This window comes from Streptomyces sp. DH41 (genome assembly GCF_029813785.1).
Classification (GTDB): Bacteria; Actinomycetota; Actinomycetes; order Streptomycetales; family Streptomycetaceae; genus Streptomyces.
Genome location: NZ_JARVKY010000010.1, coordinates 86,032 through 100,013 on the forward strand (window position 1 = coordinate 86,032; position 13,982 = coordinate 100,013).

Below are 13,982 nucleotides of genomic sequence, written 5' to 3' on the forward strand. Positions count from 1 at the left end.
AAGTCGTACCGGCGGTAACTTTCTTCGGCCCGACCCCTACCCATGAGTACGGAGCTGTTCTACCCTCCCCATTGCGCCAGTGTTCACTGGCAGAGTCCTAGGCGACGCGTGGAGGCTTCGGGATGGCCGAGCACGAGCAGGTTCAGGAACACGTGCGGGTGGCGGTGGTCGGGTCCGGTTTCGGCGGGCTGGGAGCCGCGGTGCGGCTGCGGCGCGAGGGAATCACCGACTTCGTCGTCCTGGAGAGGTCCGGCAGCGTCGGCGGCACCTGGCGGGACAACAGCTACCCCGGGTGCGCCTGCGACGTGCCGTCCCACCTGTACTCCTTCTCCTTCGCGCCCAACCCCGACTGGCCGCGCGCCTTCTCCGGGCAGGAGCACATCCGGGCCTACCTGGAGCACGTGGCCGACACCTTCGGGCTGCGCCCCCACCTCCGCTTCGACTCGGAGGTACGGCGGATGGCGTGGGACGGCGAGCGGTTGCGGTGGGAGATCGAGACCGCGAGCGGACGGCTGACCGCCGATGTCGTCGTCTCCGCCACCGGGCCGCTGTCCGACCCCAAGGTCCCGGACATCCCGGGCCTGGACTCCTTCCCCGGCAAGGTCTTCCACTCGGCCCGCTGGGACCACGACTACGACCTCACCGGCAAGCGCGTCGCCATGATCGGCACCGGCGCCTCCGCCATCCAGATCGTGCCGGCCATCCAGCCGAAGGTGGGCGGCCTCACCCTCTTCCAGCGCACCCCGGCCTGGGTGATGCCCCGCATGGACCGGGCGATCAGCGGCGCCGAGCGCGCCCTGCACCGGGCGCTGCCCGTGACGACCAAGCTGCGCCGCGGGCTGCTGTGGGGCATCCGGGAACTCCAGGTGCAGGCCTTCACCAAGCACCCGGGCGAGCTGGGCTTCGTCGAGCGGATCGCCAAGCGCAACATGGCCGCCGCCATCAAGGACCCGGCCCTGCGCGCCAAGCTCACCCCCGACTACCGCATCGGCTGCAAGCGGATCCTGCTGTCCAGCGAGTACTACCCGGCGCTCGCCCGGCCCAATGTGGACGTCGTCGCGAGCGGGCTCAGCGAGGTGCGCGGCTCCACCCTCGTCGCGTCCGACGGCACCGAGGCCGAGGTCGACGCGATCATCTCCGGCACCGGTTTCCACGTCACCGACATGCCCATCGCCGAGCGCGTCGTGGGGGCGGACGGGCGGACTCTCGCCGAGACCTGGAAGGGCGGGATGGAGTCGCTGCGGGGCGGCTCGGCGGCCGGCTTCCCCAACTTCATGACGATCATCGGACCCAACACCGGCCTCGGTAACTCCTCGATGATCCTCATGATCGAGTCGCAGCTGAACTACCTGGCCGACTACCTGCGGCAGATCGACGTCCTCGGCGGCCGGGTCGCCCTCGACGCCCGCCCCACCGCCGTCCGGAACTGGAACCACCGGGTGCAGGAGCGCATGAAACGCACCGTGTGGAACACCGGTGGCTGCACCAGCTGGTACCTGGACGCGAGCGGTCGCAACACCACCGTGTGGCCCGGCACCACCGCCGAGTTCCGGCGCGCGACCCGGCGCGTGGACCTCGCGGAGTACCAGGTGCTGCGCCCGGCCGCCGTCGCCGAGGCGGCGCCCGGCGCGGAGGCGGACGCGGACGCGGAGGTGGGCGCGTGAGCCGCCTGCTGCACGTCACCGCCGGGCCGTACGCCCCGCCCGTCCCCGCCCACGAGCTGACCGTCACCGCCGCCGACGGCGCCCGGATACACGTCCAGGTGCACGGCCCCGAGAACGCCCCCGCGGTCGTCCTCGCGCACGGCTGGGCCTGCTCGACCGCCTTCTGGGCGGCGCAGATCCGCGCCCTGGCCACCGACCACCGCGTCATCGCCTACGACCAGCGTGGCCACGGTCGCAGCCCGGCGGGCCCGGCGTGCGGCACCGAGACTCTCGCCGACGACCTCGAAGCCGTCCTGGAGGCCACGCTCGCGCCGGACGAACAGGCCGTGCTCGCCGGGCACTCCATGGGCGGGATGACGGTGATGGCCGCCGCGACCCGGCCCGCGGTGCGCGCGCACGCGGCGGCCGTCCTGCTGTGCAGTACGGGCAGTTCCCGGCTGGTGGCGTCCTCGACCGTCGTGCCCCTGAGGGAGGGCCGGGTGCGCACCTGGCTGACCCGGCGGATCCTCGGCTCCCGCGCGCCGCTCGGGCCGGTCACGCCTCTCGCCCGCCGGATCCTCAAGTACGGGACGATGGGCCCCGGTTCGGCCCCGCACATGGTCGACGCCTGCGCCCGCGTCGTGCACGCCTGCCCGCGCGGGGTGCGCCACGCCTGGTCCCAGGTGCTCGACCTGCTCGATCTCGACCACGGCGTGCGCGAGTTGAGGATGCCGGTCGAGGTCGTCGTCGGCACCGCCGACCGGATGACCCCGCCCGTGCACGCCCGCTCGCTGGCCGCCGCGCTGCCCCACTGCGTGGGCCTGACGGAGCTTGTGGGCCTCGGCCACATGACGCCGGTGGAGGCGCCGGACCTGGTCACCGGGAAGATACGCGCCCTCGCCGCCACCTACATATCCGCCGCACGCACCGAGCGTGCCGTACACGCCGAGGAGAGCGCATGAGCAGCCTGAGCAGCAGGGTGAACGGCAAGGGGAGCGGCAGGGCGAGCCTGGAGGGGCGGGTCGCCGTCGTCACCGGAGCCGCGCGGGGCGTCGGGGAGCTGCTGGCCCGCAAGCTGTCCGCGCGCGGGGTGAGGGTCGCCCTGGTCGGCCTCGAACCGGACGCGCTCAAGCAGGTCTCCGCACGACTGCACAGCGACAGCGAGCACTGGCACGCCGACGTCACCGACCACGAGGCCATGGCCCGGGTGGCGGCCGAGGTGAAGGAACGCTTCGGCCGGATCGACATCGTCGTCGCCAACGCGGGCGTCGCCACCGGCGGACCCTTCACCGACTCCGACCCGGAGTCCTGGCGGCGGGTGATCGAGGTCAACCTGATCGGCTCGGCGGTCACCGCCCGCGCCTTCCTGCCGGCGCTGCTGGAGAGCCGCGGCTACCTGCTCCAGGTCGCCTCCCTCGCCGCCATCACGCCCGCGCCGATGATGAGCGCCTACTGCGCCTCCAAGTCCGGTGTCGAGGCGTACGCGCACTGCCTGCGCGGCGAGGTCGGCCACCGGGGCGTGAAGGTCGGCGTCGGCTATCTGTCCTGGACCGACACCGACATGGTGCGCGGCGCCGACCAGGACGACGTCATGCGCGAACTGCGGCAGCGGCTGCCCTGGCCGTCCAACAAGACCTATCCGCTGGGCCCGGCGGTCGACCGGCTCGTGGAGGGCATCGAGCGCCGCTCCGCCCACGTCTACGGGCAGTGGTGGCTGCGCGGCATGCAGGGGGTGCGCGGCTACCTGCCGGCCGTCATCGGCACCGTCGGCCAGCGCGAGATGCGGCGCTTCGGGGACCGGCTGAACAGTGTGCGTACGGGCCTGGTCGGCGCGGGTGGAGCGGCCGACGAACAGCGCCCGACCAGCGCGGTTACCATCCGTAAGTGATCGACATGCGCACGGTCACGGCCCATGTGAATCTGATCGAGCCAGGCCGATCCGGCCAGGCCCGAACATCACAGGAGTGAACCCACATGGGTATGAAGGACCAGTTCCAGGACAAGGCCGAACGCATGCAGCAGCAGGGCAAGCAGCGGGCCGAGCAGGCGCGGGACCAGTTCCAGAACCGCGACCGCCGTCGCGACGAGGACGAGAGCGACCCGGCCTCGCGCCGCCGCGAGTCGGAGCACCAGAACCCGTCCTCGCGCCGCCGTGGCGAGGACGAGGAGCTGCAGGACAGCTTCGACGCCTGACGCGCCGCCGCTGGAGTGAGAGGGCGCCTCCCGGCTGTTGCGGGTGGGCGCCCTTTCCCATGCCATCAGAGGTTTTACCCGTCAGAGGTTTTACCCGTCAGGGGTTTTACCCGTCAGAGGTTTTGCGGAGGTTCCTGCTCCCGCGGCGGCAGCGGCGGTCGCGACCGGTCCGGTACGTCGTCGTAACCGGGCGGCGTGGCGGGCGGGTTGGTCTCCAGTAGTTCCAGCGCCAGCCGGACCGCCTCGTCCAGCACCGGGTAGCGGCCCTCGGCCCAGTCCAGTGGCGTGCGCAGCGCCGCCACGTCGGGGTCGACGCCGTAGTTCTCCACGGACCAGCCGTACGTGTCGAACCAGGCGGCGTTCATCGGCACCGTGATCACCGTGCCGTCGCCGAGGCGGTGCCGGCCGGTCATGCCGACCACGCCGCCCCAGGTGCGCTGCCCGACCACCGGGCCGAGCCGCAGCAGCTTGAACGCGGCCGTGATCATGTCGCCGTCGGAGGACGTCGCCTCGTCCGCGACCGCCACGACCGGCCCGCGCGGGGCGTTGGAGGTGTACGAGACCGGCTGCGCGTCGCGCGTCAGGTCCCAGCCCAGGATGGTGCGGGTCAGCTTCTCGATGACGAGTTCGCTGATGTGCCCGCCCGCGTTGCCGCGCACGTCCACGATCAGCGCGGGCCGGGACACCTCCATGCGCAGGTCGCGGTTGAACTGCGCCCAGCCGGAGCCGCCCATGTCGGGGATGTGCAGGTAGCCGCACCGCCCGCCGCTCAACTCCCGCACCACTTGGCGTCGTTTGGCCACCCAGTCCTGATAGCGCAGGGGACGCTCGTCGATCAGCGGTACGACCGCGACCCGGCGGGACGGACCCGGGCCGCCTTCCGCCGGTGCGAAGGTCAGTTCCACGGTCGTGGCGCCCGCACCCGCCAGCAGCGGATACGGTCCCGTCACCGGGTCGACCGGCCTGCCGTCCACGTGGGTCAGTACCGCCCCCTCGCGGATGCCCGTGCCGGCCAGCGGCGAGCGGGCCTTGGAGTCGGAGGAGTCGCCGGGCAGGATCCGACTGACCGTCCAGTGGCCGTCCCGGCAGGCGAAGTTGACGCCGAGCAGCCCCTGCCAGCGCTGGTAGTGCGCCGGGCCCTCGTTGCGCCGGGCGGCGGCGACGTAGGCGTGCGAGGTGCCGAGTTCGCCGAGCACCTCGCGGAGCAGGTCGGCGAACTCGTCGGGGGAGGCGACCCGTTCGAGCAGCGGGCGGTACTGGTCCAGCACCGCGTCCCAGTCGATGCCGCACATGCCGGGGTCCCAGAAGTAGGCGCGGATCAGGCGGCCCGCCTCGTCGTACGCCTGGCGCCACTCGGCGGCCGGGTCGACCTCGTGCAGGATGCGGCGCAGGTCGATCCAGGTGGTCGAGTCGCTGTCGCCCGCCTCGGTCGCCGGTACGGCGCGCAGGTCGCCCTCGTCGAGCACGACCAGGCGGCTGCCGTCGCCGCTGACCCGGAACCAGTCCAGGTGGTCGACCAGTTCGGACTTCTTCGCCTTGGCGAGGTTGAAGTGCTCCAGCGTGGGCCGTTCGCTCGGGTCCGCCGGGTTGGCGAAGGTCTCGCCGAGCGCGCCCGAGATCGGCCAGCGCAGCCAGACCAGGCCGCCGCCGGCGACCGGGCACAGGGTCGAGTACTTGGACGCGGTGACCGGGAACGGCGTCACCCGGGACTCCAGCCCCTCGGCCTCGACGGTCACCGCGCCGCCCTCGCCGGTCTCGTCCTCCAGCGGGTCCAGGCCCCCGGCGGCGGGGCGGCCCTCCGGGTTCAGCGCGAAGGGGGAGGGGGTCGCAGAGGACAGCGGCACCAGGTAGGGGCGGCAGCCCAGCGGGAAGGACAGGTCCCCGGTGTGCACGTCGTACACCGGGTCGAAGCCGCGCCAGGAGAGGAAGGCGAGGTAGCGGCCGTCCCTGGTGAAGACCGGGTTCTCGTCCTCGAAACGGCCGTCGGTGACGTCGATGACGAGGGGGCCCTGCTGTTCCTGCTGGTCCTTCCGGCCGTTCTGGCCGTTCTGGCCGTTGATCCGGGCCAGTTTGATCTGCCGCAGCGAGCGTCCGATGCCCGGGTGCGACCAGGTGAGCCAGGCCCCGTCCGGGGAGAAGGCGAGGTCGCGCACGGGACCGTTGACGGACCGGATCAGCTCGGTGACGTCGCCACCGGCGGGACTGGCGGGGCCCGCGTCGCCCCCCACCGTGCCGGTGCCGGTGCCGGTTCCGGTGTCCGCCGTGGCCGATGCCTCCGCCGGGGCCCCGGTGTCCACCGCGTCCAGCGCCAGGGCGGCCTCCGCGTCCTCCTCCGAGACGTCGAGCAGCAGCAGCCGGCCGTCGTGCGAGGCGATGGCGAGCCGCTCGCCCGCCGGGTCCGAGACCAGTTCCAGGACCCGTCCCAGCTTTCCCGAGGCCAGGCGCCGGGCCGCCCGGCCGCCGGTGGCCCGGGGCAGGTGGGCGATCTCGACGGCGTCCTCGCCCTCCGCGTCCGTCACATACGCGATCCGTCCGCTGGCCCCGAGCATCTCCGGCAGCCGCACCCGTACCCCCGGAGTGTCGGCAAGGGTGCGGGCCGGGCCGTCGCGGTGGGTGAGCCAGTACAGGCTGCCGCGTACGACGACGGCGCTCGCGCGGCCCGTCTCGTCCACGGAGACGTCGCCCACGTGCTGGGCGGCGGGCACCTGGTACGTACGCCGTCCCGCGCGCGGCCCGCTCAGCCGGACGTCGAGCCGGCGCGGCACCGAGCCGGACGACAGGTCGTCGACGATCCACAGGTCGCCCGCGCACTGGTACACCACGCGGTCCCCGTCGCTCGCGGCGTGCCGGGCGTAGCAGGTGTCGTGGTCGGTGTGGCGGCGCAGGTCGGAGCCGTCGTGGGCGCAGGAGTAGAGGTTGCCGACGCCCTCGTGGTCGGAGAGGAAGGCGATCCGGCCGCCGACGAACATGGGGGAGTGCAGATGCCCCCGGAGGCCGGGCAGGAGCCGTTGTCCGTGCAGCCAGAGCCGGCCCGTGGCGCCGCCCCGGTAGCGCTTCCAGGCGGCGGGTTCGTGCGGCGGGGTGCCCGTGAGGAGCAGGGTTCTGCGTTCCCCGTCGAGATCGGCGGCCTGGATGTCGGTGACCGGCCCCCAGGGCAGTTTGCGGCCCGGGTCGCCGTCGGGAGTGACCTTGTACGCCCAGGTCAGATGGGAGAAGGGCTCGCCGTGCGAGGCGACGGCGAGGATGGCGGCGTGGCCGTCGGGCTCGGGCGGCGACCAGCCGCAGACCCGGGTGTCGAGGCCGCCCCAGTGGGTGAGCCGCCGTCCGGGGCCGCCGTCCACCGGCACGAGGTGGACCTCCGGCACCAGACTGCGCCAGCTGGTGTACGCGATGTGGCGGCCGTCGGGCGAGAAGCGCGGGTGGCCGGCCTTGGTGCGGTCGACGGTGAGCCGCCAGGCACGGCCCGGGCCGTCGAGATCCGCGAGCCAGAGGTCGTCCTCGGCCACGAAACACAGTTGACCGCCACTGAGGTGCGGAAGGCGCAGATAGCTCACCTGCCCCATGCTTTGCCGGGGTTCGGACCCCGGCAACTCGGCCCGCCACTTATGGGTATCCGACAACCGTGACCCAGACCACGAACGAAACCGTTTCGTTTCGCTAGAGGGCTGGAGTACATTCGTCATGTACGAGACGGTGTCGTTCGGATGAGTGGGCGACGGAGTGGACGAGAGGAGCGGGCGAGATGACCGAGGTCACCACCGCGCGCCGCAGTCGGATCACTCCCGAGCGCGAGGCCGAGCTGTACGAGGCCGTGCTCGACCTGCTCCGGGAAGTCGGCTACGACGCCCTCACCATGGACGCCGTGGCGGCCCGCACCCGGTCCAGCAAGGCGACGCTCTACCGCCAGTGGGGCGGCAAGGCCGAGCTGGTCGTCAAGGCCGTGCGGCACAACAAGCCCGGTGAGATCGGTGAGGTCGACACCGGCACGCTCCGGGGCGATCTGCACGCGCTGATCGCCCACGACGACGACTGCACCATCGAGCAGAACTCCGCCCTGATGCGGGGCCTGGCCATGGCGCTCCACCAGAACCCGGACCTGCGCCAGGCCTTCCGGGAACAGCTCATCGAACCCGAGATGGTGGAGTTCCGGCGCCTGCTGGAACGCGCCGTCGACCGGGGTGAGATCAGACCGGGCTGCCCGGCACTGGAGTTCCTCGTGCCCATGCTGGTCGGCGGTTTCGCCACCCGCGCGCTGCTCGAGGACCAGCCACCGACGCAGGCCTTCCTCATCTCCTACATCGACGCCGTGATCCTCCCCGCCCTCGGCGTCCCCACCACCTGACACGTCACCCCGGGACACGTCATCCCAGGACATGTCACCCCGACATGTCACCCCGACATGTCACCCCGACACGTCTCGGGCTGATCCCCACCCGAGCCCCACCTGAGCCCCATCTGACGTCACCGCTCACGTCGTCGGGCCGATCACCCCTGCCCTGAAGATCCCACGACCTGACCGGGAGTACGCCCTCGTGGCCACGTTCCTCTACAAACTCGGCCGGCTCTCCTTCCGCCGACGGCACTTCGTCGCCCTGATATGGGTGGCGCTGCTGACGCTCGCGGGCGTCGGCGCGGCCAGTGCCCCGCCCGCCGGCACCACCTCCTTCTCCATCCCCGGCACCGAGGCCCAGAAGGCCTTCGACCTGCTGGAGGAGCGCTTCCCCGGCACCAGCGCCGACGGGGCGACCGCACGCGTCGTCTTCAAGGCACCGTCCGGCGAGAAGATGACGGACGCCGGGAACAAGGCGACCGTCGAGAAGACCGTCGGCACCCTGGCGGACGGCTCCGAGGTCGCCTCGGTCGCCGACCCCTACACGGGCAACGCCGTCAGCCAGGACGGCACGATCGCCTACGCGTCGGTGAAGTACGACGTCTCCGGCATGGAGCTGGAGGAGACCACCAAGGACGCCCTGGAGGACGCCGCCCAGCAGGCGCGCGACGCCGGGCTGAGTGTCGAGGTCGGCGGTGACGCGCTCCAGGCCGTCCCGCACACCGGCACCACGGAGATCATCGGCATCGCGGTGGCCGCCGTCGTCCTCGTCATCACCTTCGGCTCGCTGGTCGCGGCCGGTCTGCCCCTCCTCACGGCCCTGATCGGCGTCGGCATCGGCGTCGCCTCGATCACGGCGCTGGCCAGCGCGCTCGAACTGGGCTCCACCACCTCCATCCTGGCGATGATGATCGGCCTCGCGGTCGGCATCGACTACGCCCTGTTCATCGTCTCCCGCTACCGCGCCGAACTCGCCGACGGCCGTGAGCGCGAGGAAGCCGCGGGCCGGGCGGTCGGCACCGCGGGCTCGGCGGTCGTCTTCGCCGGACTCACGGTCGTCATCGCCCTGGTCGGCCTCGCGGTCGTCAACATCCCGATGCTGACCAAGATGGGCGTCGCGGCGGCCGGCACCGTCGCCATCGCGGTCCTGATCGCCCTGACGATGGTCCCCGCGCTGCTCGGCTACGCCGGCCGCAGGGTCAAGCCGGCCGGCGCGAAGAGCAAGCTGCTGGGCGGCGCCCGCAAGGGCTCGGACCAGCGCGAGGGCTCGGAGCGGACGGACCGGCAGCCGAAGGAGAACCTGGGCACCCGCTGGGCGCGCTTCGTCGTCCGCCGCCCGCTGGCCGTCCTCCTGCTGGGCGTCGTCGGCCTCGGAGCCGCCGCGATCCCCGCGGCCTCCCTGGAACTGGGCCTGCCCGACGACGGCTCCCAGCCGACGTCCACCACCCAGCGCCGGGCGTACGACCTGCTCTCGGAGGGCTTCGGCCCGGGCTTCAACGGTCCGCTGATGGTCGTCGTGGACGCCAAGGGCAGCGACGCCCCGCAGCAGGTGTTCACCGACGTCTCGAACGAGATCAAGAACCTCGACGACGTCGTGGCGGTGACCCCGCCCGCACCCAACAAGGGCGGCGACACCGCGACGATCACCGTGATCCCGGACTCCAAGCCGTCCTCCGTCCAGACCGAGGACCTGGTGCACGCCATCCGCGACGCGGGCGGCGACATCGAGGCGAAGACCGGCGCGGAGACCCTGGTCACCGGCTCGACGGCGATGAACATCGACGTCAGCGAGAAGCTGAACGACGCGCTGCTGCCGTACCTGGTCCTGGTCGTCGGCCTGGCCTTCCTGCTCCTGATCGTGGTGTTCCGCTCGATCCTGGTCCCGCTGAAGGCGGCCCTCGGCTTCCTGCTCTCCGTCATGGCGGCCCTCGGCGCCGTCGTCGCGGTCTTCCAGTGGGGCTGGCTGTCCGGCCTGATAGGCGTCGAGGAGACCGGTCCGGTCATGTCGATGATGCCGATCTTCATGGTCGGCGTGGTCTTCGGCCTGGCGATGGACTACGAGGTCTTCCTGGTCACCCGTATGCGGGAGGCCTACGTCCACGGCGAGAAGCCCGACCAGGCGGTCGTCACCGGCTTCAAGCACGGTGCGAGGGTCGTCTCGGCCGCGGCGGTCATCATGATGGCGGTCTTCGCGGGCTTCGTCGGCTCCAGCGAGTCGATGATCAAGATGATCGGTTTCGGCCTCGCGATCGCCGTCTTCTTCGACGCGTTCGTCGTCCGCATGGCCATCGTCCCGGCGGTCCTCGCCCTGCTCGGCAAGAAGGCCTGGTGGCTGCCGAAGTGGCTGGACCGCGCCCTGCCCAACGTGGACGTCGAGGGCGAAGGCCTGCGCACGGCCGAGGAGCGGGGCTCGGGCCCCGACGAGGACCGGGAGCTGGTACGCACCTGACGATCCGCCTCTGACAGCCTCCTGCCGGCCCCGACAGGGCCGACAGGGCTGACAGGAGGACGACAGACCAGCCGGTGAGGGCTTCCGTGGGGACGGGGCTGCCCTCACCGGCTTCCTCTTGCGCGGGTACGCCGCGACCCGGTCGCCCGCCCGCTGCACGTACCGCTACGGTGCCGTGCATGACGACCACCGACGACACCGCGGGAACCCCCGCCGCCCACCCCCGTTTCGCCGAGGCCCTGCGCGGACTCGGCCTCGGTGAACTGGCCGGACAGGCCCGGCGCTTCCCGGAGGCCACCCGCACCGCCGCCGAGGCCGCCGCCGCGATCGGGTGCGAGCTGGACCAGATCTGCAAGTCGCTCGTCTTCGCCGCCGACGGCGTGCCGGTGCTGGTCCTCATGGACGGCGCTTCCCGCGTCGACCTGGAGCGGGTCCGTGAGGAGCTCGGCGCCCAGAAGGTCACCCGGGCCAAGGCCGACGTCGTGCGGGAGACGACCGGGTACGCCATCGGCGGCGTACCGCCCTTCGGGCACCGCAGCAGGACCCGGGTGCTCGCCGACCGTTCCCTCCTCGCGCACGAGGTCGTCTGGGCCGCCGCCGGCACTCCGTACGCCGTCTTCCCGATGGAGCCCGAGGAGCTGGTCGCCACCGCCGGCGCCACCCTCGTGGACGTGCGCGAGCGACCCGAGTGACCCCGCTGGTCACCGCCGCCGTCCTGCTCGCCGCGGTCACGCACGCCGGCTGGAACGCCATCGCCCACCGGATCACGGACAAGCTGACCGGTTTCGCGCTGATATCCGGCGGCGGGATGCTCATCGGGCTCGCGCTGCTGCCGTTCACGGCGTTCCCGGCGGCCGGCGCGTGGCCGTACCTCCTGGTCTCCGCGGCCATCCACATCGCGTACTACGCCCTGCTGATGCGGTCCTTCCGGCTGGGCGACTTCGGGCAGGCCTACCCGATCGCGCGCGGCAGCGCACCGCTGCTGGTCACCGTCCTGGCCGCCGTCTTCGCGCACGAGGTGCCGGACGGCTGGGCGACCGGCGGCATCCTGGTCTCCTGCGCGGGGCTGACCGGCGTGGCTCTGTGGGGACTGCGCGGACGCCGGCCCGACTGGGCGGCGATCGGCGCGGCCCTGGCGACCGGGGTGACCATCGCGGCGTACACGGTCGTCGACGGGCTGGGCGTACGCGCCTCCGGCTCCTCCCTCGGGTACATCGCCTGGCTGATGGCGGTGCAGGGAACGGTCCTCCCGGCGTACTTCCTGTACCGCCACCGCGCCGGGGCCTGGGCGTTGCTGCGGCCGCGGGCCGGTCTCGGACTGCTCGGCGCGGTGCTGTCCGTCGCCGCGTACGCGCTGGTCCTGTGGGCGCAGACCCGCGCCGAACTCGCGCCGATCGCCGCCCTGCGCGAGTCCTCGATCCTGGTCGGCGCGGCGATCGGCGCGCTCTTCTTCAAGGAGCGGTTCGGTGCGCCCCGGATCGCGGCGGCGGGTCTCCTCGTCCTCGGGATCGGGCTGATGCTCCGCACGGGATAGCCGGGACAGCCGGGACAGTGCGTACGGCGGCTGCGAGGTGCACCCTGGAAGGAGGTCTTCCGGAGGTGATCGTCATGATGCACACCGCAGTGGGATGGCATGTCGAGCTGGAGTTCATGGAGGACGACCAGCACACGCGGGCGGTCGCGATGGTGCGGCTCCCCGACGGCAGCGAGGTCCGCGGCCACGGCCACGCGAGCCGTCACCGCGTCGACGCCCAACAGCCGAGGGTCGGCGAGGAGGTCGCGGGGGCGCGGGCGCTGAACGAGCTGGCGATGCAGTTGCTCACCAAGGCGCACGACGACATCGACGCGGCGTCGGGGAGGGTCTCCCACCCGATCCACGTGTGAGCGGGCCGCCCGCCCTGGTCAGCCCGGACGCCCAGAGCCGGGCGAGGACCCGGAGCCCGCCCCCTCGTGGAACATGCCGCGCTTCCGCGCCGCCCGGTCAGCCGGCGCCGAGGGACGCCCGTACCGCGCGCACCAGCGCCTGCGCCCGCGGGTCCGCCGTCACGGTCCGGCGGAAGCCGTTGGTGACATAGCCGAAGGCGATGCCCGACTCCGGGTCGGCGAAGCCGAGGGCGCCACCGCGGCCCGGGTGGCCGAAGGAGCCCGGGGACAGGAGTGGGGACGCGCTGCCGTGCAGCATGTAGCCGAGGCCGAAGCGGGTGCCCACGACGAGGACCCGGTCCGGGCCGGCCGACTCCTCGGCGCGGGCCCGTTCCGTCGTGGCCGCGTCGAACAGGCGCGCGTGCCGCGTCCCGCCGTCGACCCCGCCGATCAGCGCCGCGTAGAAGCGGGCCAGCCCGTCGGCCGTCGCGATGCCGTTGGACGCGGGGAGGGCCGCCGCCCGGTACACCGGGTCGTTCTGGTCGGGGAAGGGCGTGATCGCGGCGAAGGCCCGGCGGGTGAGCGAACCGGGGTCCGCGTAGGCCTCGGTGACGGAACGTTTGGGACGCAGACGCGGTCCGTTCCCCGACGGCTCGGGTTCCTCGACGCGCCCGACCCGTCCGGCCCGCCCCGCCGCCTCCTCCGCGGCCGGCAGGCCGAGCCACAGGTCCAGACCCAGCGGCCGGGCGATCTCGTCCGCGATCCACTCACCCGTGCTCCGCCCGCCCGTCGCCCCGCGGACCAGTCCGTCGAGCAGCCACCCGTACGTCAGCGCGTGATAGCCGTGGTCGGTGCCCGGCTCCCAGACGGGTGCCTGGGCGGCGACGGCCTCCGGGCCCCGTACCGGGTCGAGCGCCTCGTCCGGGGTGAGCGGGTGGTCGAGGACCGGCAGCCCGGCCCGGTGGTTCAGCACGTGCCGGACCAGCACCCGCTCCTTGCCGTGCGCCTTGAACCGAGGCCAGTACTCGCCCACCGGCGCGTCCAGGTCCAGCACCCCGCGCTGGTGCAGCAGCAGCGGTACGGCGGCGGCGACGCCCTTGGTCGCCGAGCGCACGATCTGGGCGGTGCCCCGGCGCCACGGCTCGGTGCCGTCGATGTCCCTGGTGCCGCCCCACAGGTCGACGACCTTGCGCCCGTCCCGGTAGACGGCGACCGCCGCGCCCCGGTCGCCCAGCGCCGTGAGGTTCCGCACGAACGCGTCCCTGACCGGCTCGAAGCCCCCGGCCACCGTGCCGCGCACATCCACGATCGCGTCCACGTCCACTTCCGCGCCCACGTCCACTTTCCTACGTCCCTTCCGACCGCTGCGACAGTCGGTGCAACCGCCCCCGGCCGCCCACGATTCCGGGAACGGGATCACGGTCGATCCCACATGTGGTATACGCCCCGAAGGGTGTGGTCAGGGAAATATGGGACATTGGAGTAGGTGGCGTACGGGGTGGGC

General features: G+C 72.6%; 11 protein-coding genes. 9 read left to right on the top strand and 2 right to left on the bottom strand.

Annotated features, from left to right (window positions below):
• Window positions 1-122: 122 nt before the first annotated feature.
• From QC283_RS18290 to QC283_RS18305, 4 genes are all read left to right on the top strand, one after another.
• Window positions 123-1,664: a flavin-containing monooxygenase gene (locus QC283_RS18290; protein ID WP_279562617.1), complete on the top strand. Its 1,542-nt coding sequence runs from the start codon at window positions 123-125 to the stop codon at window positions 1,662-1,664.
• A complete protein-coding gene (locus QC283_RS18295; protein WP_279562618.1) occupies window positions 1,661-2,605 on the top strand; it encodes an alpha/beta fold hydrolase in 945 nt (314 codons plus the stop codon). Before QC283_RS18290 ends, QC283_RS18295 begins: the two co-directional genes overlap by 4 nt.
• On the top strand, window positions 2,602-3,531 hold the full coding sequence (locus QC283_RS18300) for an SDR family oxidoreductase (protein WP_279562619.1): 930 nt from the start codon (window positions 2,602-2,604) through the stop codon (window positions 3,529-3,531). Before QC283_RS18295 ends, QC283_RS18300 begins: the two co-directional genes overlap by 4 nt.
• 86 nt (window positions 3,532-3,617) lie before the next feature.
• Entirely contained in the window at window positions 3,618-3,836 is a 219-nt protein-coding gene (locus QC283_RS18305) for a hypothetical protein (protein ID WP_279562620.1), read from the top strand.
• A gap of 113 nt (window positions 3,837-3,949) precedes the next feature.
• On the opposite strand, the gene QC283_RS18310 is transcribed toward QC283_RS18305, so the two are convergent.
• Window positions 3,950-7,399 carry a S41 family peptidase gene (locus tag QC283_RS18310; protein ID WP_279562621.1) on the bottom strand — a complete coding sequence of 1,150 codons (3,450 nt, stop codon included), beginning with the start codon at window positions 7,397-7,399 and terminating at the stop codon, window positions 3,950-3,952.
• 179 nt (window positions 7,400-7,578) lie between these two features.
• On the opposite strand from QC283_RS18310, the gene QC283_RS18315 reads away from it, so the two are divergent.
• The 5 genes from QC283_RS18315 to QC283_RS18335 all read left to right on the top strand — a co-directional run bounded on the left by QC283_RS18315 (window position 7,579) and on the right by QC283_RS18335 (window position 12,499).
• Complete coding sequence (locus QC283_RS18315) at window positions 7,579-8,178, top strand: TetR/AcrR family transcriptional regulator (protein ID WP_279562622.1); 600 nt, start codon at window positions 7,579-7,581, stop codon at window positions 8,176-8,178.
• 190 nt (window positions 8,179-8,368) lie between these two features.
• The gene (locus QC283_RS18320) at window positions 8,369-10,615 is read left to right on the top strand and encodes an MMPL family transporter (protein WP_279562623.1); all 2,247 of its coding nucleotides are present in this window, start codon (window positions 8,369-8,371) and stop codon (window positions 10,613-10,615) included.
• A 179-nt stretch (window positions 10,616-10,794) separates the two neighbouring features.
• Complete coding sequence (locus QC283_RS18325; RefSeq protein WP_279562624.1) at window positions 10,795-11,307, top strand: YbaK/EbsC family protein; 513 nt, start codon at window positions 10,795-10,797, stop codon at window positions 11,305-11,307.
• On the top strand, window positions 11,304-12,149 hold the full coding sequence (locus QC283_RS18330; RefSeq protein ID WP_279562625.1) for an EamA family transporter: 846 nt from the start codon (window positions 11,304-11,306) through the stop codon (window positions 12,147-12,149). Before QC283_RS18325 ends, QC283_RS18330 begins: the two co-directional genes overlap by 4 nt.
• Before the next feature lie 74 nt (window positions 12,150-12,223).
• Window positions 12,224-12,499, top strand: coding sequence for a DUF1876 domain-containing protein (locus QC283_RS18335; RefSeq protein WP_279562626.1), 276 nt, complete (start codon window positions 12,224-12,226; stop codon window positions 12,497-12,499).
• Between the two features lie 97 nt (window positions 12,500-12,596).
• Here the strand turns inward: QC283_RS18335 and QC283_RS18340 are convergent, their stop codons facing one another.
• On the bottom strand, window positions 12,597-13,784 hold the full coding sequence (locus tag QC283_RS18340) for a serine hydrolase domain-containing protein (RefSeq protein ID WP_279562784.1): 1,188 nt from the start codon (window positions 13,782-13,784) through the stop codon (window positions 12,597-12,599).
• Window positions 13,785-13,982 lie beyond the last annotated feature (198 nt).

What these genes read in the sequence shown, in the direction of transcription:
- QC283_RS18290 (WP_279562617.1), top strand. Translation starts at nt 123, where the DNA reads ATGGCCGAGCACGAGCAGGTTCAGGAACACGTGCGGGTGGCGGTGGTC.
- QC283_RS18300 (WP_279562619.1), top strand. Translation starts at nt 2,602, where the DNA reads ATGAGCAGCCTGAGCAGCAGGGTGAACGGCAAGGGGAGCGGCAGGGCG.
- QC283_RS18305 (WP_279562620.1), top strand. Translation starts at nt 3,618, where the DNA reads ATGGGTATGAAGGACCAGTTCCAGGACAAGGCCGAACGCATGCAGCAG.
- QC283_RS18310 (WP_279562621.1), bottom strand. Translation starts at nt 7,399, where the DNA reads ATGGGGCAGGTGAGCTATCTGCGCCTTCCGCACCTCAGTGGCGGTCAA.
- QC283_RS18315 (WP_279562622.1), top strand. Translation starts at nt 7,579, where the DNA reads ATGACCGAGGTCACCACCGCGCGCCGCAGTCGGATCACTCCCGAGCGC.
- QC283_RS18325 (WP_279562624.1), top strand. Translation starts at nt 10,795, where the DNA reads ATGACGACCACCGACGACACCGCGGGAACCCCCGCCGCCCACCCCCGT.
- QC283_RS18335 (WP_279562626.1), top strand. Translation starts at nt 12,224, where the DNA reads ATGATGCACACCGCAGTGGGATGGCATGTCGAGCTGGAGTTCATGGAG.